The sequence below is a fragment of the Poseidonocella sedimentorum genome (assembly GCF_900116005.1).
In the GTDB taxonomy this organism is placed as follows: Bacteria; Pseudomonadota; Alphaproteobacteria; order Rhodobacterales; family Rhodobacteraceae; genus Poseidonocella; species Poseidonocella sedimentorum.
In genome coordinates this window covers 217,006-239,384 of the sequence record NZ_FOYI01000005.1, presented here as the reverse complement: position 1 = coordinate 239,384, position 22,379 = coordinate 217,006, and the positions used below count along the sequence as shown (strand labels likewise).

At 68.8% G+C, this 22,379-nt stretch carries 20 protein-coding genes; 10 read left to right on the top strand and 10 right to left on the bottom strand.

The features are described 5' to 3' along the window. Positions 1-42: 42 nt before the first annotated feature. Positions 43-1,116 carry a sodium:calcium antiporter gene (locus BM353_RS09565; RefSeq protein ID WP_092079876.1) on the bottom strand — a complete coding sequence of 358 codons (1,074 nt, stop codon included), beginning with the start codon at positions 1,114-1,116 and terminating at the stop codon, positions 43-45. Positions 1,117-1,194: 78 nt separating this feature from the next. Between BM353_RS09565 and BM353_RS09560 the strand changes: the two genes are divergently transcribed. The 3 genes from BM353_RS09560 to BM353_RS09550 all read left to right on the top strand — a co-directional run bounded on the left by BM353_RS09560 (position 1,195) and on the right by BM353_RS09550 (position 4,745). Next, positions 1,195-1,905 carry a VIT1/CCC1 transporter family protein gene (locus tag BM353_RS09560; RefSeq protein WP_092080047.1) on the top strand — a complete coding sequence of 237 codons (711 nt, stop codon included), beginning with the start codon at positions 1,195-1,197 and terminating at the stop codon, positions 1,903-1,905. Between the two features lie 86 nt (positions 1,906-1,991). Continuing rightward, entirely contained in the window at positions 1,992-3,146 is a 1,155-nt protein-coding gene (locus tag BM353_RS09555; RefSeq protein ID WP_143104137.1) for a site-2 protease family protein, read from the top strand. A 60-nt stretch (positions 3,147-3,206) separates the two neighbouring features. Beyond that, complete coding sequence (locus BM353_RS09550; protein WP_245759612.1) at positions 3,207-4,745, top strand: PAS domain S-box protein; 1,539 nt, start codon at positions 3,207-3,209, stop codon at positions 4,743-4,745. On the opposite strand, the gene BM353_RS09545 is transcribed toward BM353_RS09550, so the two are convergent. Further along, the gene (locus tag BM353_RS09545) at positions 4,718-5,473 is read right to left on the bottom strand and encodes a response regulator (RefSeq protein WP_092080041.1); all 756 of its coding nucleotides are present in this window, start codon (positions 5,471-5,473) and stop codon (positions 4,718-4,720) included. The two genes, BM353_RS09550 and BM353_RS09545, sit on opposite strands and share 28 nt — an antisense overlap. A 186-nt stretch (positions 5,474-5,659) precedes the next feature. Between BM353_RS09545 and BM353_RS09540 the strand changes: the two genes are divergently transcribed. The 3 genes from BM353_RS09540 (at position 5,660) to BM353_RS09530 (ending at position 9,718) form a co-directional block, all read left to right on the top strand. After that, a complete protein-coding gene (locus BM353_RS09540; RefSeq protein WP_092079870.1) occupies positions 5,660-6,331 on the top strand; it encodes a helix-turn-helix domain-containing protein in 672 nt (223 codons plus the stop codon). Between the two features lie 268 nt (positions 6,332-6,599). After that, positions 6,600-7,442 carry a universal stress protein gene (locus BM353_RS09535; protein WP_177220514.1) on the top strand — a complete coding sequence of 281 codons (843 nt, stop codon included), beginning with the start codon at positions 6,600-6,602 and terminating at the stop codon, positions 7,440-7,442. A 131-nt stretch (positions 7,443-7,573) separates the two neighbouring features. Then, entirely contained in the window at positions 7,574-9,718 is a 2,145-nt protein-coding gene (locus BM353_RS09530) for an acetate--CoA ligase family protein (RefSeq protein ID WP_092079864.1), read from the top strand. On the opposite strand, the gene BM353_RS09525 is transcribed toward BM353_RS09530, so the two are convergent. Beyond that, positions 9,638-12,205, bottom strand: coding sequence for a cation-translocating P-type ATPase (locus BM353_RS09525; RefSeq protein WP_092079861.1), 2,568 nt, complete (start codon positions 12,203-12,205; stop codon positions 9,638-9,640). The genes BM353_RS09530 and BM353_RS09525 overlap by 81 nt on opposite strands. A gap of 102 nt (positions 12,206-12,307) precedes the next feature. On the opposite strand from BM353_RS09525, the gene BM353_RS09520 reads away from it, so the two are divergent. Next, the gene (locus BM353_RS09520) at positions 12,308-12,691 is read left to right on the top strand and encodes a hypothetical protein (RefSeq protein WP_092079858.1); all 384 of its coding nucleotides are present in this window, start codon (positions 12,308-12,310) and stop codon (positions 12,689-12,691) included. Positions 12,692-12,699: 8 nt separating this feature from the next. On the opposite strand, the gene BM353_RS09515 is transcribed toward BM353_RS09520, so the two are convergent. Further along, positions 12,700-13,416, bottom strand: a complete 717-nt coding sequence (locus BM353_RS09515) for an endonuclease/exonuclease/phosphatase family protein (protein ID WP_092079855.1) — start codon at positions 13,414-13,416, stop codon at positions 12,700-12,702. Between the two features lie 44 nt (positions 13,417-13,460). Here BM353_RS09515 and BM353_RS09510 point away from each other — a divergent pair, with 44 nt between their 5' ends. The 3 genes from BM353_RS09510 (at position 13,461) to BM353_RS09500 (ending at position 16,098) form a co-directional block, all read left to right on the top strand. Beyond that, positions 13,461-14,177, top strand: coding sequence for a DUF2238 domain-containing protein (locus BM353_RS09510; protein ID WP_245759611.1), 717 nt, complete (start codon positions 13,461-13,463; stop codon positions 14,175-14,177). 80 nt (positions 14,178-14,257) lie between these two features. Continuing rightward, positions 14,258-15,106, top strand: coding sequence for a universal stress protein (locus tag BM353_RS09505; protein WP_092079852.1), 849 nt, complete (start codon positions 14,258-14,260; stop codon positions 15,104-15,106). An 80-nt stretch (positions 15,107-15,186) separates the two neighbouring features. Beyond that, on the top strand, positions 15,187-16,098 hold the full coding sequence (locus tag BM353_RS09500) for an MBL fold metallo-hydrolase (protein ID WP_092079849.1): 912 nt from the start codon (positions 15,187-15,189) through the stop codon (positions 16,096-16,098). Positions 16,099-16,103: 5 nt separating this feature from the next. Here the strand turns inward: BM353_RS09500 and hemA are convergent, their stop codons facing one another. Genes hemA through soxC form a run of 6 tightly spaced genes read right to left on the bottom strand, consistent with a single transcriptional unit; the run spans position 16,104 to position 22,366 of the window. After that, complete coding sequence (gene hemA / locus BM353_RS09495) at positions 16,104-17,327, bottom strand: 5-aminolevulinate synthase (RefSeq protein ID WP_092079845.1); 1,224 nt, start codon at positions 17,325-17,327, stop codon at positions 16,104-16,106. After that, the gene (locus tag BM353_RS09490) at positions 17,327-17,755 is read right to left on the bottom strand and encodes a DUF302 domain-containing protein (RefSeq protein ID WP_425439405.1); all 429 of its coding nucleotides are present in this window, start codon (positions 17,753-17,755) and stop codon (positions 17,327-17,329) included. The genes hemA and BM353_RS09490 overlap by 1 nt, the downstream gene beginning before the upstream one ends. A gap of 58 nt (positions 17,756-17,813) precedes the next feature. Then, positions 17,814-19,082 (bottom strand): NAD(P)/FAD-dependent oxidoreductase, encoded by a 1,269-nt coding sequence (locus BM353_RS09485; protein WP_092079843.1) that lies wholly within the window; start codon positions 19,080-19,082, stop codon positions 17,814-17,816. A gap of 23 nt (positions 19,083-19,105) precedes the next feature. Further along, on the bottom strand, positions 19,106-19,789 hold the full coding sequence (locus BM353_RS09480; protein ID WP_092079840.1) for a c-type cytochrome: 684 nt from the start codon (positions 19,787-19,789) through the stop codon (positions 19,106-19,108). After that, positions 19,789-21,117, bottom strand: a complete 1,329-nt coding sequence (locus BM353_RS09475) for a c-type cytochrome (RefSeq protein ID WP_092079837.1) — start codon at positions 21,115-21,117, stop codon at positions 19,789-19,791. The genes BM353_RS09480 and BM353_RS09475 overlap by 1 nt, the downstream gene beginning before the upstream one ends. Continuing rightward, positions 21,101-22,366 carry a sulfite dehydrogenase gene (gene soxC / locus BM353_RS09470; protein ID WP_092079834.1) on the bottom strand — a complete coding sequence of 422 codons (1,266 nt, stop codon included), beginning with the start codon at positions 22,364-22,366 and terminating at the stop codon, positions 21,101-21,103. The genes BM353_RS09475 and soxC overlap by 17 nt, the downstream gene beginning before the upstream one ends. Positions 22,367-22,379: the final 13 nt, after the last annotated feature.

Genomic DNA, 22,379 nt, shown 5'->3' with positions numbered 1-22,379 from the left:
ACGCTAGGCCAGAACTGGTTACCGAAAGATTAGGCGAGGCGCTCAGCGCAGCGCAAAATAGACCGCGAGGCTGGCGACGAATGCACCAAGGACCAACACGGAATCGAGCCCCACCTTTCCCAGCCGCGGCTTGCGCCGCACGATGAGCCCGATGAGGAAGATCGACGTCACCAGAATGCCGAAGCCGAGCGAGGCGAAAAGGATCGGCGTGGGCGCGTGCAGGATCGGCCCGCGGGTGTAGAGCAGGTCCGCCGGGAAGACGAGTACGATCATGATCAGGTTGCTGCCGAAGATATTGGAAATCGCGAGGGTATAGGCGCCGATGCGCACGGCGGCGATGCTCGTGGTGAGCTCGGGCAGCGAGGTGGCAGCGGCCAGAAACGTGACCCCGACAAAGCTGGCTCCGAGGCCGCTTTGGGTCGCGATCGCCTCCGCGCTGATCACCAGCCCCACGCCGAAAACGAGGATGAGCGCGCAGAACGCCGACGCGCGCGACAGGAGCCGCCACGAAGGCAGGCGGTGCAGATCCCCGGGGACGGGTCCCTCCCCCGGCTCAAAGTCCGGCAGATCGACGGGGACCCAGCCCCCCTGCCGGTCGTAGCGGCGCAGCAGCCAGATCGCCCCGGCATAGACCAGCGCGATCACCACGCTGCCGAGCCCGATCCAGCCAAAGGACCAGCGCCCGCCGATCACCAGCAGGACGATCGTCAGCCCCAGCATGAGGTTGAGGAGCGCCGCTTCGAGCGCATGATTGGCGCTGCGCGGGTAGTTGGTGATCGCCCCGCGCGCCCAGAAATCGGCCATGGCGAGGATCGCGGTCTGGAGCGCGACGCCGCCGAAGAGGTTGTTGAGCACCAGGTCCTGCGACTGTTTCACCGCGGCGCTGAGCGTTGTGGCGATCTCCGGCAGGGAGGTCGCGGTCGACAGCGCGACCAGCCCGACGATGGATTTTCCCAGATGGAACCGATCGGCCAGCGCATCGGCGAGATAGGCCAGACGCGCGCCCGCCTGCCAGACGGCGAAGGCCGAAACCGCGAAGAGGGCCGCGGCGGAAATGAGGCTCAGATCGGGCATCGCGGTCCGGCGGTTGGTGTTTCGGGGAGCGTCCGGTGCCACCAGTCTAGCCCCCGCGGCACCTCGCGCGATTGACCTTGATCAACCGGCGGGGCGCGGGCCTGTGCGAGTGTGGCGGCCATGACCGACGAGCATGGACATACCCCGACACAGATCGCCGAACGGCTGGCCCGGCGCAACACCGGCACCCAGCTTCGGGACATCGTCTATGGCGCGATCGACGGCGCGGTCACGACCTTTGCCATCGTGGCCGGGGTCGAGGGGGCCGGGCTCTCGCACGGGGTCATCCTCGCGCTCGGGGCGGCCAATATCCTCGCCGACGGCTTCTCCATGGCGGCGGGAAATTTCGCCGGCACCCGCGCCGAACTGGACGACCGCCGCCGCGTGCTCGACACCGAACGCCGCCATTTGCGCGATCACCGCGCGGGCGAGCTCGAAGAGCTGCGGCAGATCCTGCAGCAACAGGGCCTCTCGGGCGATATCCTCGACGGCGCGACCGAGGCGATTTCCCACAACGAGGAACGCTGGATCGCGCTCATGCTGACCGAGGAATACGGGCTGGCGCGCGATGCTCCGCGCCCGATTCGCGCCGCGCTGACCACCTTCCTGTCCTTCCTCTGCGCCGGGATCGTTCCGCTGCTGCCCTTCGTTCTGGGGCTCGCGAACGCCTTCGTGATTTCCGTCGTCTCGACGCTCGCGGTCTTTTTCCTGATCGGCGCGGCCAAGAGCCGCTGGTCGCTCGCGCCGTGGTGGCGTTCGGGCCTCGAGACCTTCCTGATCGGATCGAGCGCGGCGGCCATCGCCTATCTCGTTGCGAGCCTCTTCCGGTGAGCGCCCCCGCCGCGCCGCTGGTTGACGCAGATCAATCCCGCCCCGCGCCCCCTGCGCTAGCCTCAGCCCTGAAAGGCGAGACCGCGATGTTCAACCTCAGTCAGCCCATCTTGCGCGTTGCCGGGATCGAGATCCGCATTGCGGCCAGCTGGATCCTGATCGCCGCGCTGATCACCTGGAGCCTCTCGACCCAGGTGTTTCCCCTGCGCGCGCCCGGCCTCAGCCCGATCGATTATCTGGTCATGGGCGGCGTCGGAATGGTCCTCTTCTTCGTCTCGCTCCTGCTGCACGAGATGGCCCACGCCCTCGTCGCGCGGCTCTACGGGATCGCCGTGCCGCGCATCACGCTGTTTCTCTTCGGCGGGGTCGCCGAGCTTGAGGACGAGCCGCGCCATCCGCGCGAGGAATTCTGGATCGCCATCGCCGGGCCGGCGATGAGCCTCGCGCTCGCGGGGGGCTTTGGGCTTCTGTCGCGTCTGCTGGCGGTGCTGGGCGGGGCGGGGCCGGTCTCGGCGATTGCGGCCTATCTGGGGCTGATCAACCTTGTGCTTGCGCTGTTCAACCTGCTGCCCGCCTTTCCGATGGACGGGGGGCGGATCCTGCGCGCGGTGCTCTGGGCGCGCGGCGGCGATCTGCTGAAGGCGACAGAGCGCGCGGCGGGCAGCGGCGTCGTCTTTGCCTACCTGCTGATCGGGCTGGGGCTGCTCGGCCTGTTTCAGGGGATCCAGATCGGCGGGGCGTGGCAGGTGCTGATCGGGGTCTTCATCCTGATGGCGGCGCGCAGCAGCATCGAGAGCGCGCGGACCAAGCAGCTTCTCGGGGCCGAGACCGCCCGCACGCTCATGACCCCGAACGCGATCACCGCCTCGCCGCACATGACGCTGAGCGCCCTGGTCGAGGAGATCATGCTGCCGCGGCGCGTGAGCTTCGTGCCCGTGGTCGAGGGCGCGCAGCTTCTGGGCTATATCGACAGCGCCGTGCTCAACACCATCGATCGCGACAACTGGGACACCACCCAGATCAACGACGTCTTCGTCGCGCTGGAAAATGCCGCGACATTGGCGCCCGGCACCGGCGCGCTGGAGGTCCTGTCTCGCGTCGCGCGCACCGGGCGGCGCAAGTTCCTCGTGGTCGAGGGGCGCCGGCTCGACGGGGTGCTCACCCTCTCCGACCTCACGCGGTTCATGGCGTTGCTGAGCGCGCTGGACCCGCCAGAACGGGAAAGCGGCACGCGCGCCTGATCTTGTCTTGCCCTCCGCCCGCCGCCCCGGGCAGTATCCCCGCCAAGAGGGGGCAGGCCCGTGAAAGACAAGCTACACGACAGCGCATTGCTGAGCGCGATCCTTGAGGCGGCGGTAGATGCGATGATCGTCGCCGAGGCGGACGGGACCATCCTGCGGGCCAATCCCGCGGCGTCGGCCATGTTCGGGCGGGATCAGGCCGAGATGGTGGGGCAGCGCGTGAATATGCTGATGCCCGCCGCCATGGCCGCGCAGCATGACGGTTTCATGCGCCACCATATCGAGACCGGCGAGAAACGGATCATCGGGCTTGGCCGCGATGTGGAGGGGCTCCGCGCCGACGGGACGGTCTTTCCGCTGCATCTCTCGGTGGGCCGCGCCGAGATCGATGGCCTCCAGCTTTTCATCGGCATCCTGCACGATTTGACCGAACGCCGCGCAACGCAAGAGGCCCTCGCCCGGACCCAGCGGCTGGACGCGATCGGCCAGCTCACGGGCGGCATCGCGCATGATTTCAACAACCTGCTGACGGTGATCATCGGCAATCTCGAACTGCTGGAGATGCGCGGCGCGGATGAGCGACAATTGCGGCTCATCCGGGATTCGCTGGAATCGGCCGAGCTTGGCGCGGATCTCACCTCGCGGTTGCTGGTCTTTGCCCGCAAGGGGCAGCTCAAACCGGTCCGCGCCGATCTGCGCGCGCTGTGCGAGGAGACGCTCGCGCTGCTGCAACGCTCCATCGGCGAGACCTACGGCATCCGCACCGAGTTCCCGCCGGGGCCGGCCGAGGTGGAGATCGACCCGGTGCAGCTTCAATCGGCGCTGATCAACCTTGCGATCAACGCCCGCGATGCGATGCCGGGGGGCGGCGAGCTGGTGATTTCCATCGCGCCCATCTCCATCGAAGACAGCTACATGGCCCAGGAAACCGACATCGCGCGAGGCGACTACATTCGCCTGTCGATCCGCGACAGCGGCACGGGGATGAGCCCCGAGGCCCAGCGGCGGGCGTTCGAGCCCTTCTTCACCACCAAGTCCGAGACCGGCGGCACCGGGCTCGGGCTCGCGATGGTCTACGGCTTCGTGCGCCAGTCGGGCGGCTACATCACGCTCTACAGCGAGCCCGGCCATGGGACGAGCTTCGGCCTCTATTTCCCCGCCCTGCATCACACGGATGGCGCCGGGACGGGCGCCGAGGCGCCGGGTGCCACCGCTGCGCGCGGGCGGGGCCAGACCGTGCTGGTGGTAGAGGACAACCCCCGCGTCCGGCGGCTGTCGATCGAGCGGGTCACGGACCTTGGCTATCGCACGCTGGAGGCCGAGAGCGGCGATGCGGCCTATGCGATGATCAAGCGCGGGGTCGCGGTCGATGCGGTGTTCACCGATCTGGTGATGCCGGGGGCGCTCAACGGCTATGATCTTGCGCGCAAACTGCGCGAGGAGCATCCCGGCATCCGGGTCCTGCTCACCTCGGGCTACGCCAATGACGTTGTCACCGGGCAGTTCGATGCCTCCAGCGATCTGGAGGTGCTGAACAAACCCTACCGGCAGGCCGAACTCGCCGAGCGGCTTCAGGCGCTCTTTGCCGAGCGTCCCTGATCGCCGGGCCGGAGCACGTCTTCGGCCAGCATGTAGCCCACACCGCGCACCGTCTTGATGAGCCGCGGCTGCGCCGGGTCGCGCTCGATCTTCTTGCGCAGCCGCGCGACCTGATTGTCGATCGTCCGATCCAGCGGCGACCATTGCGCGCCGCCGATGAGGTCCATCAGCTGATCGCGCGACAGGGCGCGTCTGGGCCGGTCGAGAAACACTTTGAGCAGCGCGAAATCGGCGGTGGTGAGCGCGCAGGGCGCCCCGTCCCGCCCGAGCACTTCGAGCCGCTCCAGATGGATCGTGAGCCCGTCGAGCGCGATGCCGGGATCGGCCGCGCCCGCCTCGGCCGGCGCATTGCCCGGCCCCTCCTGCCGCCGCAGGACCGCGTGGACGCGGGCCAGAACCTCGCGCACGTGGAAGGGTTTGACGATGTAGTCATCCGCCCCGATCTCGAGCCCCACGATGCGGTCGATCACGTCATCCTTGCCCGTCACCATGATCACCGGCACGCGCGAGACCTTGCGGATCTCCCGCAGGATATCGAGCCCGCTTTCGCCGCCGAGCTGGACGTCGAGCGTGATGAGCGCGGGGGCCGCCGCGTCCAGCAGCGCGAGCGCCGTCGCCCCGTCCTCCGCCTCGCGGACCTCGAACCCGTCGTCTTCCAGAAGGTTGCGCAGGACGCGGCGGATCTTCGCCTCATCCTCGACGATCACGGCAATCGGTGGTTCAGACATGGCGATCTCCAAGTACTGCGCGACGCGCCACCCCTCTTGAGGCCCGGAGCGGATCCCGGGGAGCATGTCCGGAGTGCATGCCTGTCGGGGCCCGGTTACAAAACGATACATAATGCCGCGTGCGCACGCTACTCCGGGTTACATGGCGCGTTCAATAAGGACCCAAGCAACGCCGAGGGTTCCACGATGTACGTCACGATCTCTACCGATACCGCAGCCGGGGTCCACCCCATTCCCCAGAGCGCCGGCCATCCGCGCGCGCGCACCCGGATCGCCGAGGGGGCCTATCTCTTCTTCGAGGGCGACGAGGTCGACAACCTCTACCTGATCGAAAGCGGCTCGGTCCGGCTCACACGGGTGCTGGAAGACGGGCGGCGCCAGATCATCGCCTTCGGATTTCCCGGCGATATCATCGGCTTCCCGGCGGAGGGGCTCTACAATACCGATTGCGATGCGCTGCGCGATGCGGTGCTGCGCCCCATTCCCCGGCGGCTGCTGGAAGACGGCAGCGCGGATCCGGCCCTGCACAAGGCGCTCATGGCCGCGGCCTTGCGCGAGATCAGCGGGATGCAGGATCACTTCATGATGCTGGGCCGCAAATCGGCGTCCGAGAAGGTCGCCTCCTTCCTCGGCGCCCTGAGCGAGCGGGTCGGCACCCGGGGCGCCGGCGCCCCCGAGATCACCCTGCCCATGGGCCGGGCCGATATCGCCGATTTCCTCGGGCTGACCACCGAGACCGTGAGCCGCTGTTTCTCGGCGCTGCGCAAATCCGGCGTGATCCGGCTGCGCGGCATCCACACGGTCGAAATTCTTGCCGCCGATGCGCTGGCCCAACGGGCCCAGTCCCAGCTCAACTGAGCCAACGCCGCATCGGCCCCGTCCGGGCCAATCCCCAAAATCGACCGGACCTCCGCGCCCGCCTCCTTCCCCGGGGCGGGCGCGGCGCGTTTGCGGGCGCCCTGCCCGACCGCCTCCCCCGGAACCGTCGATTGACGCGGATCAATCCCGCCGCCCGGGCGCGTTGTACCCTGAGGGCAAGGCGCGACGCTGCCGCCCGAGGAGCGCGGCTCGTCGCTGGCCCCGCAGCGGGGCAGCCGCCCCGGACGATGACCATCGGAGGACCACCATGACACTCAAGACCATCCTGACCTGCCTCACCACGGAGCAGCACACCCCCGCCATCCTCGGGGCCGCGATCCCGCTCGCCCGGCGGCACGGTGCGCATCTGATCGGTCTGCACACGCTGGAGGCGCTGGAGATCTACCCCGGGATCGCGATGCATGTCACCGACGAGATGTTCAAGGCCTTCAACGCCGAGCAAAAGCACGCCGCGGAGGGCATCAAGGCGGCGTTCGAAACGCGCACCCGCGGGGAGGATTTCGTGAGCGAATACCGCCTGTTGCAGGCGCAGTCCAACTCGGCGTCGGAGCGGATGATCGAAAGCGCGCGCGCGGCGGATCTGGTGATCATGGCGCATGAGGACCGCGAGGTGGACCGCTACGATCAGCGCCGCGTCCAGAGCGCCGTGATCCGCCACTCCGGGCGGCCGGTGATCGTCGTGCCCAACGGCTATGAGGGGCCGGAGATCGGCAACCGGATCCTCGTCGGCTGGAGCGACACCCGCGAGGCGGCGCGCGCCGCGCATGATGCGCTGGCCCTCGCCCGGCCGGGCGCCGAGATCACGCTGCTGCGGGTCCAGCCCCACGGAGGGGACGCGCTGCGCGACGCCGATCTGCTCGATCTCTCCGCCGCGCTCGCCCGGCACGGGGCCTCCGTCGATGTGCGCCATGTGGATGGCAGCGGCGCCGACGGCATCGCCCAGGCGCTGCTCCAGACCGGGTTCGAAATGGGCGCCGATCTCATCGCCACCGGGGCGTTCGGCCACTCCTCGGCCTATGATTTCGTCGTCGGGGCAACGACATCGGCGCTGCTCAAATCGGCCAACCTGCCGGTGCTCTTCAGCAAGTAGCCCCGCCGGCCGGGAGGGCCGCGTCATACTCCCGTTCGGGCCGCCGTGGCAGGGTGGCCCGAGTTGTTTTTGCCAAGCTGTCCTGGCCAAGTTGTCCTGGCCGAGCCGCCCGTAACCCAGATGGAGCGCCCATGTCCTTCGAGCCCTTCCTCAACCCCGCCGCCATCGCCGTCTATGGCGCCTCGGAGCGCGAAACCTCGCCCGCCGCGCATATCCTGCGCAACCTGCTGACCCAGGGGTTCGGCGGCGAGATCATCGCGATCAACCCCAAGTACGAGACCGTCGCCGGGCACCCGTGCGTCGCCTCGCAGGTGGCGGGCGGGCGCCGCGCCGATCTGGCCGTGCTTGCGATCCCGCCGCAGGCCGTCCCCGCCGCATTGCGCGATTGCGGGGCAGTGGGCACGCGCGCCGCGATCGTGATCACGGCCGGGTTCAACGACGGCGACGGGCCGGCGGGCCGCGAGCGGCTCCTGCGCGTGGCGCGCGAGGCGGGCATCCGGCTCATCGGCCCCAACTGTCTCGGCCTGCTGCGCCCGCGCCTGCGGATGAACGCCACCTTCCAACCGGCGATGCCAGCGCCCGGCGGGCTTGCGCTCCTGTCCCAATCGGGGGCGATCTGCTCGGGGCTGGCGGACATGGCCGATGGCCAGGGACTGGGCTTCAGCTTCATGGTTTCGCTCGGCAATTCCTACGACTTCGGGCTCTCCGACGCGCTTGAAATGGCCTGCACCGATCCCGAAACAACCGTCATCGCGATGTATGTCGAAGGGGTGCGCGACGGCGCGCGGTTCCGCGCTGCGCTGAGCGAGGCCTGCCGCCGCAAGCCGGTGATCGTGCTCAAGGCAGGACGGCACGCCGAAAGCGCAGAGGCCGCCGCCACCCACACCGGCGCGCTGGTCGGCTCGGACCGGGTGTTCAGCACGGTGCTGCGCGAGGCGGGCGCGGTGCAGGTCGCCACGCTCGGCGGGCTGCTCGACGCGGGCCGGCTGTTGACCGCCGCGCCGCGCCTTCCCGGCGGGCGGCTCGCGATCGTGACCAACGGCGGCGGCGCGGGTGTGCTGGCCGCCGACCGGCTCTCCGACCGCAGGCTGCACCCGGCGCCCCTGCCCCAGGATCTGCGCGAGCGGCTCGACGGCGTCCTGAGCCGCAACTGGTCGCGGCGCAATCCGATCGATATCGTGGGCGATGCCACCGCCGCGCAGTATCGGGCCACCATCGACGCCTGCCTCGACAGCGAGGGGTTCGACGCGGTGCTCACCTTGCTCAGCCCGCAATCCATGACCGCGCCGGATCTGGTGGCCGATGCCGTCCTCGCCGCGCATCACCGCGCGGAGAAACCCGTGCTCTCCTGCTTTCTCGGCGGGGCCTCCGTCGCCTCGGCGCGGGCCCGTTTGCGCCGCCAGCGGGTGCCCGATTTCGACCTGCCGGAGAATGCCGTTCAAGCCTTCGCCGCCGCGCTGCAAGCCTCCACCGCCAGCCCCGGCGCGCCCGAAACACCGCGGATCGCCGCCCCCCGGGGGCCAGATGAGGCCAGCGGTCTGGCCCGCACTCTGGCCGAGCTTGGCCCGCTGCCCGCCGGGCTCCTGAGCGATACCGGATCGCGCCGGCTGCTTGCCTCGGCCGGCATCCCCTGCCCCGTCCCGCAGCCCGCCGCGACGGCGCAGGAGGCGGTGCGGCGCTTCGTCGAAACGCGCGGGCCGGTGGTGCTCAAGATCGCCTCGCCCGACATCTCGCACAAATCCGAGGTCGAGGGCGTGCGGCTCAACCTGCGCACGGGCGACGCCGTGGAGGCCGCCTTCCGCGAGATCGTCGCCGCGGCCCAGGCGCGCCGCCCCGACGCGCGGATCGAGGGCGTCACGGTCGAGCCGATGCTGGCCCCCGCCCACCCGCGCGAGCTTCTGGTCGGGGTCAACCGCGATCCGGTCTTTGGCCATGTGCTGACCTTCGGCGCGGGCGGGACGCTGGTGGAGCTGCTCGACGATGTGGCGACCGCGCTGCTCCCGCTCACGCCCGGGCGCGCCACCGAGCTGATCGCCCGCACGAAGATCGCCCGCCTGCTGGGCGACTATCGCAACATGCCGGCCGTGGACGCCCGCGCGCTGGCCGAACTTCTGGTCGCGGTCTCGGACCTCTGCACCGCCTTGCCCCAGATCGCCGAGATGGACATCAACCCGCTGATCGCCTCGCCCGAAGGGTTATTCGCCGTGGATGCGCGCATCCGGCTGGAAGCGGAGGTCACGCCGCTGTTGACGGGCGAACGTGACGACCTTGGCTAGCTCCGGCAGCGCGACGAGCGGCAGCGACAGCCCCGCGATCCAGAGCCAATGGATGAGCCCGAGCGGGACAGTGTGCAGGATCTGCTGCATCACGGGAATGTAGACCACCGAGACCTGAAGCCCCAGCGTGATGACGAGCGCGCCGATGAGGAGCCGATTGGACGCCCAGCCGATCCGCGTCACCGGCGTGCGCAGCGAGCGGAAGGCAAAGACCGACATCTTCTCGAAGACCACCATCGCGGTGAAGGCCAGCGTGTTGGCCAGCGCGGGATCGACGGGAAGGACGCTGTAGAACAGAAAGAGGCTCGCGCCGCCGGTGTAGAGCCCGAAGGCGAGGATCATCGCAAAGCCCGAGAGCCCGAGGATCGGCGCGCGCGGTTGTCGCGGGGGCGCGCGCATCTGGCCCGGCTCGGCCTTCTCCAGCCCGAGCGCCACGGCGGTCACCCCGTCGGTCACGAGGTTCATCCACAGGATCTGGGTCGCAAGGAAGATCAGCGGCCCACCGATGATCAGGTTGGCCACCAGCGCCAGCACCTCGCCCGCGTTGGAGCTCAGCAGGTAGCGCACGAATTTCTGGATATTGGCGAACTGGCGCCGGCCCTCGTCGATGGCATTGACGATGGTGGTGAAGTTGTCGTCGAGCAGGATCACATCCGCCGCTTCTTGCGCCACGTCCGTGCCGCGCTGGCCCATCGCCACGCCGATGTCGGCGCGCTTGAGCGCGGGCGCATCGTTGACGCCGTCGCCCGTCATCGCCACCACCGCGCCGCGCGCCTGCAGCGCCTGCACGATCCGGAGCTTGTCGGCCGGGCGGGTCCGGGCAAAGAGCACCGGCCGGTCGAGCGCCTCGGCCAGCGCGTCATCCGGCATCTCGGCGAGCTGCGCCCCGGTCAGCACATGGTCGGCGGGAATGTCCAGCGCGCCGGCGATGGCCCGGGCGGTGATGGCGCCGTCGCCGGTGATCATGATCACCCGGATACCCGCCGCGCCGGCCCGCGCCACCGCCCCCGCCACTTCGGCTCGGGGCGGATCGATGAGCCCGACGAAGCCAAGCAGAGTGAGCCGCTCTTCGGCCGTGTCCGCCGCATCCACCGCGGCCCGGTCGGCCAGTGCGATGACCCGCATCCCGCCCGCCGCGAGCTGCTCATGCGCCGCCTGCGCCGCCGCGGCCCAGCCCGCGTCAAGGGGCACATCGCCCCCGGCGGTCGCGATATGGCTCACAAGGCCCAAAAGCACATCGGGGGCGCCCTTGGTCAGAAGGCGCGGCCCCGCCCCGGTCTCGATGAGGCACGACATGCGCTTGCGATCGCTGGTGAAGGGCCTCTCGCTGAGCATCCCGGAGCGGGGCGCGTCATCCAGCCCTTCGGCAAGCGCAAGCAGCGCAAGCTCGGTCGGGCTGCCGTTTTCGATCAGCGCGCCATCCAGGCCGCGGTGCCGGCTCGCGTGGGTGCAGGAGCGGCAGACCTCGGCCATCCGCGGCAAGACCGGCGCGAGCCCTGCGCGCGCCTCGGGATCGGTGACCTCGGCCTCCAGCCCGGCGGCCCAGAGCCGCGTTGCCGTCATCTTGTTCTCGGTCAGCGTCCCGGTCTTGTCGGTGCAGATCACGGAGGCCGCGCCGAGCGTCTCGATCGCCTGCATCCGTCGCACGAGCGCCTGTTTGCGCACCATCGCCCGCGCCCCGAGCGCGAGCGTGATCGTCACCACGGCGGGCAGCCCCTCGGGCACCATGGCGACCGCAAGGGAGATCGCCGTCAGGACCATCGTGAACACGTCCTTGCCGACCATGATCCCCAGAAGCGCGACCCCGCCGCCCACGGCGATGGCGGCAAGCCCGAGCCACCGCGCGAGCGCACCGAGGGCGATCTGAAGCTGCGTCGGGCGGCGGTCGACCCCGCCGGTCAGCCGGGCGATCTCGGCAAAGGCGGTGCGCGGCCCCGTCGCCGTCACCCGCGCCTCGGCGCGGCCCGACACGACGGAGGTCCCGGCCGAAATCTCGGCGCCGAGCAGTTTCCTTACCGGCAGGGATTCGCCCGTCAGGATGCTCTCATCCACCTCGCAATCGGCCGCCGAGACAAGCGCGCCATCGGCCGCGATCCGGTCCCCCGCCGCCAGCAGAAGGATATCGCCCGGGACGATCTCGGTCGCCGGTACCGCGCGCGCAAGTCCCGCGCGGCGCACCGTCGCGGTGGGCACCAGCATCGCGGTCAAGGCTGCGAGCGCCCGCTCCGCCCGCCATTCCTGTGCGAAACCGAGCACTGCGTTGAGCACGATCACCGCCCCGATCACGACTGCATCGACCATCTCGCCCAGCATCCCCGCCGCCAGCGCCGCGAGACCGAGGATCACGATCAGCGGGCTTTCGAACTGGCGCAGCAGCGCGCGCCACCACGGCTGGGGCGGGAGTTTGGGAAGCGCGTTGTCCCCGTGCGCGGCCCGCGCAGCGGTGACCTCTTCGGGGCTGAGACCGGGATGGAAATGCTCTGTCATACTCCCCCGATGCCCCAGCGCGAGCCACAGGCCATTGACGCAGATCAAACCGGCGGCGGGGCGCGGCTGTATTGTGGGGCCCTGTCCCGGAGGAGAGAACACATGAGCCCATCACGCAAGCAAGACGAAAGCGCCGCCGAGCCGCAATCGCCGCTCGACCCCGATGCGATCATCCGCACCTTCACCGAGATCCAGGCCGCCGGGCTCGGCCCTGTGTCTTGGCTCGGGGTGCGCTGGCTGGAGGCGACGAGCGACATGGGCGCCGAATGGCTCGCCTTCCTCGCCGGACGTGTCCGGGAGGATGTCCGGCTTCACCATGAGCTGCTGCACGCAGGCACGGCGGACCGGATGCAGCACATCCAGGCGCGGTTTTTGCAAAAGGCGCTGGACGATTACCGCGACGAGACCGGAAAGCTCGTCGAGATCTGCGGCAAGGCGATGGAGGAAATTCACCGCGAGGCCACGAAAGTGCCCGCAGGCTCCTGACGCCGCGCTTATCCCGCTTGGGCGGTGCCTTCGGCGGGCACTGACACCCGGCACCAGATCGGCAAGTGGTCCGAGGCGCGCGCGGCGGTGGGGCCGGTGTCGACCCCGGCATCGCGGAGGTCAATCTCGGGACTGAGGGCAAATCGGTCGAGCGCCGCCACGGGGCGCGAGGCATGGAAGCTGCGTCCCGGAGCATGGACGGTATAGCGCGCGCCGGGCGTCTCGAAGCCCGAACGCGGGGCCCATTCGTTGAAATCGCCGGCGATGATCGCGGGGCGCTCTTCGGGGACCGCCGCGGCGATGGTCGCCTGTTGCGCAAGCCTGTCCCGCCGCCGCAGCGCCAGATGTGTCGCCACCAGCGACAGATCGAGCGCGCCGCCAAGCCGCAGCATCACCGCGCCGCGCGGCTCCAGCCCCGGCAGCGCAAGATGCGCCACCTCAGCGACCTCGATCCCGGGCCGGACCAGCACCGCATTGCCATGCCAGCCGAGGCTCACCCCGTTGCGCGCGACCGGCGCGATCCGATAGTCGCTTTGGGCCTCGATCATCGCCGGCGGCAGCGCCGGTTTGCGCACGCCGAGGCGCCGGTCGGCCTCTTGCAGCACGACGATATCGCCCTCCAGCGCGTTGATCACATCGAGGATCCGCCCCGGATCCCGGCGCTGGTCCAACCCCCGGGCCTTGCGAATATTGTAGCTCACGATGCGGATCTGCTGCTCTGACATATATATGATATAGCGATCAACGATGTGGATTTCAGGAGGCACAGGTGGAACAGCGGCAAGCAGGGCCCAAACGCAGCGGGCTGCGCGAGACGATTCACACGGCGATCCGGACGGCGCTCCGGACCAGCGGGCCGGTGATGCGGGTGATCTGGTCGGCGCTGCTCCTGGGCACGCTGGTCTCGCTCGTGCTGGGCCGCTTTTCGCTGGCCTTCGTAAGCCTCGCCTCGCTGGTGCTCTCCTTTCTGCCGCCGCTCCTCGCACAGCGCTTTTCGCTGCGCCTGCCGATGCCCTTCCTCGTCGCCACCACGGCGTTCATCTTCGCCTCCCTCGTGCTGGGCGAGCTTTTTGACTTCTACAACCGGGTCTGGTGGTGGGATCTGGCGCTGCATGGCTCGGCGGCGGTGGGCTTCGGCCTCATCGGATTTCTCTTTGTCTTCATGCTCTTCGACGGCGACCGCTTCGCCGCGCCTCCCTCCGCGCTGGCCTTCATCAGCTTTTGCGTCGCGATGATGATCGGCGCGCTGTGGGAGGTGTTCGAATACGGGATGGACCAGACATTCGGGCTCAACATGCAGAAATCCGGGCTCGACGACACGATGGGTGATCTCATCCTCAACGCGATCGGCGGCTTTGCCTCCAGCGCGGCGGGCTATCTCTACCTCAAGCACCAGAGCGGCGGCGTTCTGGGGCGCGCGCTGGAGCAGTTCATCGCCCTCAACCGCTCGTCCTACCGCAAGGCGCGGGCCCGGCTGAAACGCTGACGCCTCTTGATCTATGTCAGGGTGCCGGGCGCCGGCGCGTGCCAGCATCGACCCGCACCACCCCGCAAAAGGATCACCCCATGTCCCGAGACACCGCGCTTTTCTGCATCGCCCTCACCACGCCAGACGCCCTCCTGCGCGAGGCGGCCGGCATCGCGCTTGCGCGTGATCTGCACCTGACGATCCTCGTGCACGCCGCCTTCCCGTCGCTGCCGGTCGCGGCCTATGCGGCTCTGCCCTACGGCACGATTTCCATCCCCGAAGAATGGCCCGAGGAGATCGGCGCGCGGCGCAAGGCGCTGGAGGCGCGGATCGCCGAGATCGACGCCATCATGGATCAGGAAGGCGCGTCGGCCGACATCCGCCCGCTCTTTGTGTCGCAACCCGACCTGCGCGAGAGCATCGCGCAGGCGGCCCGGACGGCCGATGCGGCCTTCTTCGCGCCGGAGCTGCGCGAGCAGGATGGCGCTTTCGCGCAAATGCTGCAGGCCGTGCTCTTCGACGCGCCCATCCCGGCGGTGATCAACACGCTCCCGGGCCTCGCGCCGGAGCGCGTCCTGCTGGCCTGGGACGAGAGCCTTGCCTGTGCGCGGGCCGCGCATCTGGCGCTCCCCTGTCTGAAAGCCGCGCGCGAGGTCGGGATCGTCTGTTTCGACCAACCGGCGCAGGATGTCGCCGGCGGCCGGATCGAGCCGGGCGCGGGCGCGGCGGCGTGGCTGAGCCATCACGGCTGCAGCGTGACACTGACCCAGCTTCCCGCCGGCAAACGCGAGATCGGCGGCGCGATCCTCGATCACGCGCGCGAAACCGGTGCCGGGCTCATCGTCGCGGGGGGCTACGGCCATGCGCGCCTGCGACAGGCGGTGTTCGGCGGCACCAGCCGCACGCTCATCGAACAGACCGAGCTGCCCGTACTTCTCGCCCACTGACCACCGGCGCGCCCGCGATTTCCTTGCGTCGGCGCGCGGCTTACGTCATATTCAATCATGAGAATTTGATGGGAGGTCTCATGAAGCTTTCACGCCGCCAGGTGCTTCACGGCGCCGCCGCCGCCCCGCTTGCCGCCGCCCTGCCGCGCTTTGCCGTGGCCGAGCTTGCCCTGGGCGGCGCGACGCTCAGGACGGTCAGCGACGGGCATCTGACCCTGCCCGCGGAGTTCATCTTCGGCCCCATGCCGCAGGACGCGCTCGCCCCGCTGCGCGCCGAGTTCGGCCTCACCGGCCCCCAGCTCACCCCCGAATGCAACCTCGCGCTCTTCGAGGACGGCGAGACGCGCGTTCTCTTCGATGTGGGCTCGGGCCCCGATTTCATGCCGAGCGCGGGCACGATCACCGACAGCCTCGCCGCCCTGGGGCTCAGCCCCGAGGACATCACCCATGTCGCCTTCACCCATGCCCATCCCGATCATATCTGGGGGCTGCTCGACGATTTCGGCGATCCGCTCTTCACCCAAGCGCAATATTTCATGGGGCGGCGCGAGTGGGACTACTGGTGGAACCCCGAGACGGTGACCACCATCGGCGAGGCGCGCGCGGCCTTCGCGGTCGGGGCCCGGCGGCGGATGGAGGTCATCGAAAACAGTGTCACGCTGTTTGACGATGGCGCCGAGATCCTGCCGGGAATCGCGGCCATGGCCAGCTTTGGCCACACCCCGGGGCACATGAGTTTCGAAGTACGGCAAGGGAGCGACGCGGCGCTCGTCATCGGCGATGCCATCGGCAACCACCATGTCGCCTTCCGCCAGCCTGACTGGGAAAGCGGCTCGGATCAGGACGGCGCGACCGCGGCGGCCACCCGTACGGCGCTGCTGGACCGGCTCGCAACCGAGCAGATGCCCTTCGTGGGATTTCACTTGCCCAATGGCGGGATCGGCCGGGCGGCGCGGGATGGCGCGGGCTACCGCTTCATCCCGGGGGGCTGAGCGCCCTACTGCGCCGCCATCGGCAGCCGCGCGAGCTGGCATTGCGCCCAGAGCTCTTCAAGCGCGCCCACGAGCTGATCCGTCTGCGCCGCGCTGTGCACCGGCGAGGGCGTGATCCTGAGCCGCTCGGTCCCCTTGGGCACCGTGGGGTAATTGATCGGCTGGATGTAGATCCCGTAATCGGCGAGCAGACGGTCGGTGATGTATTTGCATTTCACCGGACAGCCGACCATCACCGGGATGATATGGCTCGGGTTTTCCTGATGCGGCAGGCCGATCTCGTCGAGCCGGGCGCGCAGGTTTGCGACCCGATCCTGATGCGCCGCGCGCTCGGCGCCAGAGGCCTTGAGATGGCGCACCGAGGCCAGCGCCCCGGCCGCCACGGCGGGGGGCAGCGCGGTGGTGAAGATGAACCCGCTGGCATGGGAGCGGATGAAATCGCACAGATCCGCCGAGGCCGCGATATAGCCGCCCATGACGCCGAAGGCCTTGCCCAGCGTCCCCTCGATCACGGTGATCCGGTCCATCAGCCCCTCGCGCTCGGCGATCCCGCCACCGCGCGGCCCGTAGAGCCCGACCGCGTGGACCTCGTCGAGATAGGTCATCGCGTTATACCGCTCGGCCAGATCGCAGATCGCGGCGATGGGCGCGATGTCGCCATCCATGGAATAGACGGATTCGAAGGCGATGAGCTTCGGGGCATCCAGCGGCAGGGCGGCAAGTTTGGCTTCGAGATCGGCCAGATCGTTATGGGCCCAGATGACCCGGTCCGCCCGGGAATGGCGGATCCCCTCGATCATCGAGGCGTGGTTGAGGCTGTCCGACAGGATCGTGAGCCCGGGGATGCGCGCGCCCAAAGTGCCGAGTGTGGCCCAGTTGGAGACATAGCCCGAGGTAAAGAGCAGCGCGGCCTCCTTGCCGTGCAGATCGGCAAGCTCGGCTTCGAGCAGGACATGGGCGTGGGTCGTGCCGGAGATGTTGCGCGTCCCGCCCGCGCCGGCGCCGGTCGTGTCCAGCGCCTCGTGCATCGCGGCCAGCACATCGGGGTGCTGGCCCATGCCGAGATAGTCGTTGGAGCACCAGATCGTCACCTCGTCAGCGGCTGGCCCGCCATGAAACTGCGCCCGGGGGAACGCCCCGCAGCGGCGCTCCAGTTCGGCGAAATGGCGATAGTTGCCGCTCTCGCGCAGGGCATCGAGCTCGGAGCGGAAGAAACCTGCGTAATCCATCAGAACGCCGCGGCCTCGGCGACGATCCCGGCCAGAAGGTCCTCGACCGCCTGCATCGCGCCTTCGGGGTAATCGCGGTGCAGGATCAAGACGCCCTCCGCGGTCTCCGCCACGGCGATGCCATAGGGGCAATGCACGAGGTTGAGCGGATCGGCCTCCATCACCTGGCGGCTCACCACCGCCGAGCAGAAGAGAAACACATCGGCCTGGGTATAGAGAGCGGCGTCGGAGCCCACGTCCGCGCCGGTGCGGTTGAGCATCTCGCCCACGTGGCTCACATAGTCGATCACCAGCCCCGCGTTGACGATGGCGTTCTCGACCGCAAAGGCCGCATCCTCGAAACTGCCGTCATAGCCGGTGACGATCGCGTCCTCGGCCATGGCCGGCCCGGCGACGAGCGCCAGTGCAATTGCCAGTTTGCGCATCATTCCCTCCATCTTCGCTGTGGCCCCGGCGGATCGCCCGCCGGAGCATCGGGCGCACGGTTCAGGCGCCGAACATGTCGGCGGTGATCCCCGCGTACCAGCCCTCGGATTCCTCGTAGGTGGCCTGCCGGACCTCCGCGCTTTCTCCGGTCTGGCTGACAAACCCGTCTACCTTCGCGATTTTCTCATCGGTCGCCTCATAGGTAGCGCCAACTTTCACCCCGTCATTGATATCGATCAAGGACCAGCAGGTGTTGGAGAAACGCGCCGGGAAGACGCGGCTTCCGGTCAGCGCGCCGCGCACCGCATTGGCGCAGACCTTGGCCTGGCTGTTGGCCGAAAAGCCCGACTTGGGCATATCGCCCTGCTGGCTCGCGTCGCCGAGCACGTGGATGTCCGGATCGGCCTTTGACGACATGTCGGCGGCATTGACCGGCGCCCAGTTGCCATCGGTCACGCCCGCGAGCTCTGCGATCCGGCCCGCCTTCATCGCCGGTATGACGTTGCAGACATCGACCGGCGTCTCGTCGCCGTCGATCGTCAGGGTCATGGCCACGGGATCGACCGACGCGTCGCCGCCGCCGAAATCGGGCCCGATGCGCTCGATCATTCCGCTGTAATGCGCCGCCCAGCCCTCTTCGAAGAGCGCCTGTTTGGAAAAGCCCTCCTTGGGATCGGCGATGAGGATCTTGGCGGTCGGATTATTGGCCTTGAGGTAATGCGCCACCATCGAGACCCGCTCATAGGGGCCCGGCGGGCAGCGGTAGGGGTTGGGCGGCGCGACCATCGCGAATGTCCCGCCCTGGGGCATGGCGCGAAGCTGCGCGCGCAGCAGCTCGGTCTGGGAGCCGGCCTTGTAGGCGTGGGGCATCGCGTTTTGCGCGGAGAGATCCCAGCCCGGGACCGCGCCCTCGACGAAATCGATCCCCGGCGAGAGGATGAGCTTGTCATAGCCCACCGATCCGCCCCCCGCGAGCGCCACGGTCCTGGCATCGCGATCCACCCCGACGGCCCAATCATGGACCACGTTGACGCCGCTCGCGGCGAGGCCGCCGTAGCTGTGGGCCAGATCACCGATCTCCTTGAAACCGCCGAGGTAGAGGTTGGAGAAAAAGCAGGTGTAGTAGGTCCGCGTCGGCTCGATGAGGGTGACAGAGATCGCCCCCTCGCTGTCCTTGGCGATATAGCGCGCGGCGGTCGCCCCGCCCGCGCCGCCGCCGATCACCACGACCCGCGGCTTTGCGTGGCCATCGGCGCGCAGCATCGGCGCGGCAAGGCTCGCCGTAGCGGCAGCCCCGGTGCCGATAAACATTCGTCTGTCGAGTTTCATTCCGGTCTCCTCCCCATCTGCCCTCAGTTGCCGAGGGTCGTGAAATGCGCAGCGAGCGCGGCGATCTCCTCATCTCCGAGCCGGCTGGCGATCAGCTGCATGGCGGGGTTGGCACGGTGTTTTTGTTTGTAGGCATGCATTGCCGTGACAAACGCCTCCTGCTGCATGTTGATGATAGCGGGAATGCCGTCATTGTCACCGTCGGCCTGATGGCAGGTGGTGCATTCCGCGGCGAGATAGGCGCCGTACTCCGCGTCCCCGTCCAGCGCGAGCACTTCCGGGGAGAGGGCAAAACCCGCCGCCTGCGGGGCCGCGGTGCCTTCGGAGAAGCTGGCGAGATAGGCGATGACATCGGCGCGATCCTCGGGCGCGGCGAGGCCGCGAAATCCCATTTTCGTGCCCGGCATGTAGGCGCGCGGGGAGGCGAGGAACCGGTTCAGCGCCTCGGCCGTCCAGATCAGCTCCTCCGCGCCGGCCTTCGCCATCGCCGGCGAATAGCGGTAGTCGCCCTGCGACGCGGCGGGGGCGCCGAGGATGTCATTGAGCTGCGGCCCGGTGCGGTGGCGCGCGTCCGGCCCGACCTGATGGCAGGCGATACATCTGCGGAAGACCTGTTCGCCCGCCTTCGCGTCGCCCCCAAGCTCGGCGCCCGCCACCGTGGCGAGCAGCGGCAGCGCGCAGATCAGCGCGGCACGCGGCGCGCGCATCAGGAGCCCTCTCCAAAACTGGCGAGATAGGCGGAGATCGCGGCGAGATCCTCCTCCGACCGCAGGCCCGAGAAGGACATTTTCGTCCCCGGCATGTAGGCGCGCGGCTTGGCGAGGAACTCCGCGAGGGCGGCCTCGTCCCAGACGCGCCCCTCCGCTTGCGCCGCTCGGAAGACATCGGAGTATTTGAAGCCGTCGACGCTGCCCATCTCCCGACCAAGCAACCCGTTGAGATGCGGGCCAGAGCGGTTCACCGCCCCCTCGCCGACCTGATGGCAGGCCTTGCATTTGCGGAACACCTGCTCGCCGGCAGCGACCAGCGCGTCGCCGGCGTCGGCGTCGGCGGTTTCCACTTCGGCGGGCGCGGCGGCCTCTGCGGCGGCGGTAGGTGCCTCCGCCGGGGCAGCAGCGGGAATGAACGACGGTCCATCGGCGGTGAAGGACGGCAGGGCCACATCCCGGTTCGGGTTCGGGATCGACTCAGAGCCCCCCTCGGGCGGCGTGCCCACGAGGAAGACCGATCGCATCGTGATCCGCGCCTCATCCTTGCACTCTTGCATGCACGGCTCGGCCCGCCATGCGGGGTATTCCGTTTCCGGGCGATCATCGACGATGAACCCGTCACTATTGTGCATCTCGACCTGAGCAAAATTGGCGTCGCTCAGCTCGAAATCATCGTCCACGAGGTCGTTGGAATAGAGGATGTAGGCCACGATGGCATAGGTGTCGTCGGCACTCAGCGTGCCCGCTTCGCCGAACGGCATGGAGCGGTGGATGTAGTCCCAGGCGGTGGAGAGATAGGGCCAGTAGGAGCCGACCGTCTTGACCGGATCCTCGCGGTCGAGCGTGTCGAACCCGCCCGCGAGGACCGGCCAGTTGCCGACCCCTTCGGCGAAATCGCCGTGGCAGGAGGCGCAGCTCTCGGCGAAAAGCTCCTCGCCGGTCTCCACATCGCCCGCCCCCGGGGGCAGACCCCGCCCGTCGGGCAACACGTCCACATCCCAGGCCGCGATTTCCTCCGGATGCGCTTCGCGCCCAAGCCCGAAGGCGCCATCGGGCAGCGGCGCGGCGGCGGCCTGGATGGGTGCTGAACGGGACGCGGCGGCGGCCTCGGCGACGAGCGTTTCAAGCTCGGCGATGCGCGCGGTGCCGTCTCCGGCGGCGGTTTGTGCGGCGCGCGCCTCGTTCCGCGCGGCGGCAAGACCCGCTTCCAGCGTTTCGATCCGGTCCTGCCCGTAGTCACGATTGACGAGCGCGATCGCCCCGGAGAGCGCCAGCGCCGTCCCGCCAAAGGCCGGCAGGAAGATTTGACTAAGAGGTTTCGACATTTTCAGCGATCCCTTCCGCGTTCACGTACCAGGTCTGGATGCAGTTGTTGTGATAGACCGAGTTCTCGCCACGCACCTCGCGCAGCTGCTCTTTCGTCGGCTGGACATAACCCGTCTCGTCCATCGCGCGGGCCTGCAGGAGCATCGGCGCCCCGTCCCAGTCGATATCGAGATAGAACCGCGTCAGCGCCTTGCTGTCGCCCTGCCGCCCGAGCCGCGCGGCCTCCCATGTGATGCCGCCATCGCGCGAGACATCGACCCGGGCGATCCGCCCATGGCCGGACCAGGCGAGCCCGGAAATTACCAACGGGCCGGGCCCGTGGGGGATCGGCATCTGCGGGCTGGGCGAGGTGATGACGGATTTGGCATCCATCACCCATGTCCATTTCCGCGCGGTGCCGTCTTCGAGCACATCGGTGTATTTCGACGTCTCCTCCCGGCTCTCGACCGCCCGGTCGAGCACCTCGATCCGGCGGAGCCACTTGACCCACATGTTGCCTTCCCAGCCGGGGACCACGAGGCGCACCGGGTAGCCATGCTCCAAGCGCAGCGCCTCGCCATTGGCCTTGAACGCCACGAGCACATCGTCGAGCGCCTTCTCCATCGGGATCGAGCGGCCGTTGGACGAGGCATCCGCCCCCTCGACATAAACCCACTTGTCCGAAGACATATCCGCCCCCGCCTCCCGCAGCAGCGCGCGCAGGGGGATGCCGGTGTATTCCATGTTGTGGATCATGCCGTGGGTGAACTGCGCGCCGTTGAGCTGCGCGCCCGCCCATTCCATGCCGGTGTTGGCCGCGCATTCGCAGAAATAGACATGGGTTTCGCGCGGGAAGCGTTCCAGATCGGCATAGCTGAAGACGAGGGGCCGCTCGACCAGCCCGTTGATCATCAGCCGATAGTCCTCCTTGCGCAGCGAAATCGCGCCGGAATGGTGGCGCTCGAAGGCGCAGCCCTGCGGTGTGATGGTGCCTTCCAGCGCGTGGATCGGCGTGAAGTTGATCGAGGAGATCGGCGAGGCGGTGAGCCATTCGACATTGCGCCGCACCACGTGGGACTCAAACTCGATCGGCATCCCGTAAGGCACCTCGTCGACGCCCACCCCGGTGTAGGAGGCCCAGTCCTGAAGCTCGGTGATCAGCGGGTCGGGCGCGCTCTCGGCGGCAACGGCCCCCGCGGCGCCGCCCGCGGCCATCGCCGCCCCGCCCCGCAGGAAGGCCCGGCGCGAAGGTTTGAAAAATCCGTCCATCTCACATGTCTCC

Coding starts and splice junctions, on each gene's coding strand:
- BM353_RS09500 (WP_092079849.1), top strand. CDS start 15,187: ATGAAGCTTTCACGCCGCCAGGTGCTTCACGGCGCCGCCGCCGCCCCG.
- BM353_RS09505 (WP_092079852.1), top strand. CDS start 14,258: ATGTCCCGAGACACCGCGCTTTTCTGCATCGCCCTCACCACGCCAGAC.
- BM353_RS09525 (WP_092079861.1), bottom strand. CDS start 12,205: ATGACAGAGCATTTCCATCCCGGTCTCAGCCCCGAAGAGGTCACCGCT.
- BM353_RS09480 (WP_092079840.1), bottom strand. CDS start 19,789: ATGCGCGCGCCGCGTGCCGCGCTGATCTGCGCGCTGCCGCTGCTCGCC.
- hemA (WP_092079845.1), bottom strand. CDS start 17,327: ATGGATTACGCAGGTTTCTTCCGCTCCGAGCTCGATGCCCTGCGCGAG.
- BM353_RS09520 (WP_092079858.1), top strand. CDS start 12,308: ATGAGCCCATCACGCAAGCAAGACGAAAGCGCCGCCGAGCCGCAATCG.
- BM353_RS09545 (WP_092080041.1), bottom strand. CDS start 5,473: ATGTCTGAACCACCGATTGCCGTGATCGTCGAGGATGAGGCGAAGATC.
- BM353_RS09485 (WP_092079843.1), bottom strand. CDS start 19,082: ATGAAACTCGACAGACGAATGTTTATCGGCACCGGGGCTGCCGCTACG.
- BM353_RS09475 (WP_092079837.1), bottom strand. CDS start 21,117: ATGTCGAAACCTCTTAGTCAAATCTTCCTGCCGGCCTTTGGCGGGACG.
- BM353_RS09540 (WP_092079870.1), top strand. CDS start 5,660: ATGTACGTCACGATCTCTACCGATACCGCAGCCGGGGTCCACCCCATT.
- BM353_RS09530 (WP_092079864.1), top strand. CDS start 7,574: ATGTCCTTCGAGCCCTTCCTCAACCCCGCCGCCATCGCCGTCTATGGC.
- BM353_RS09560 (WP_092080047.1), top strand. CDS start 1,195: ATGACCGACGAGCATGGACATACCCCGACACAGATCGCCGAACGGCTG.
- BM353_RS09555 (WP_143104137.1), top strand. CDS start 1,992: ATGTTCAACCTCAGTCAGCCCATCTTGCGCGTTGCCGGGATCGAGATC.
- soxC (WP_092079834.1), bottom strand. CDS start 22,366: ATGGACGGATTTTTCAAACCTTCGCGCCGGGCCTTCCTGCGGGGCGGG.
- BM353_RS09490 (WP_425439405.1), bottom strand. CDS start 17,755: ATGATGCGCAAACTGGCAATTGCACTGGCGCTCGTCGCCGGGCCGGCC.
- BM353_RS09515 (WP_092079855.1), bottom strand. CDS start 13,416: ATGTCAGAGCAGCAGATCCGCATCGTGAGCTACAATATTCGCAAGGCC.
- BM353_RS09535 (WP_177220514.1), top strand. CDS start 6,600: ATGACACTCAAGACCATCCTGACCTGCCTCACCACGGAGCAGCACACC.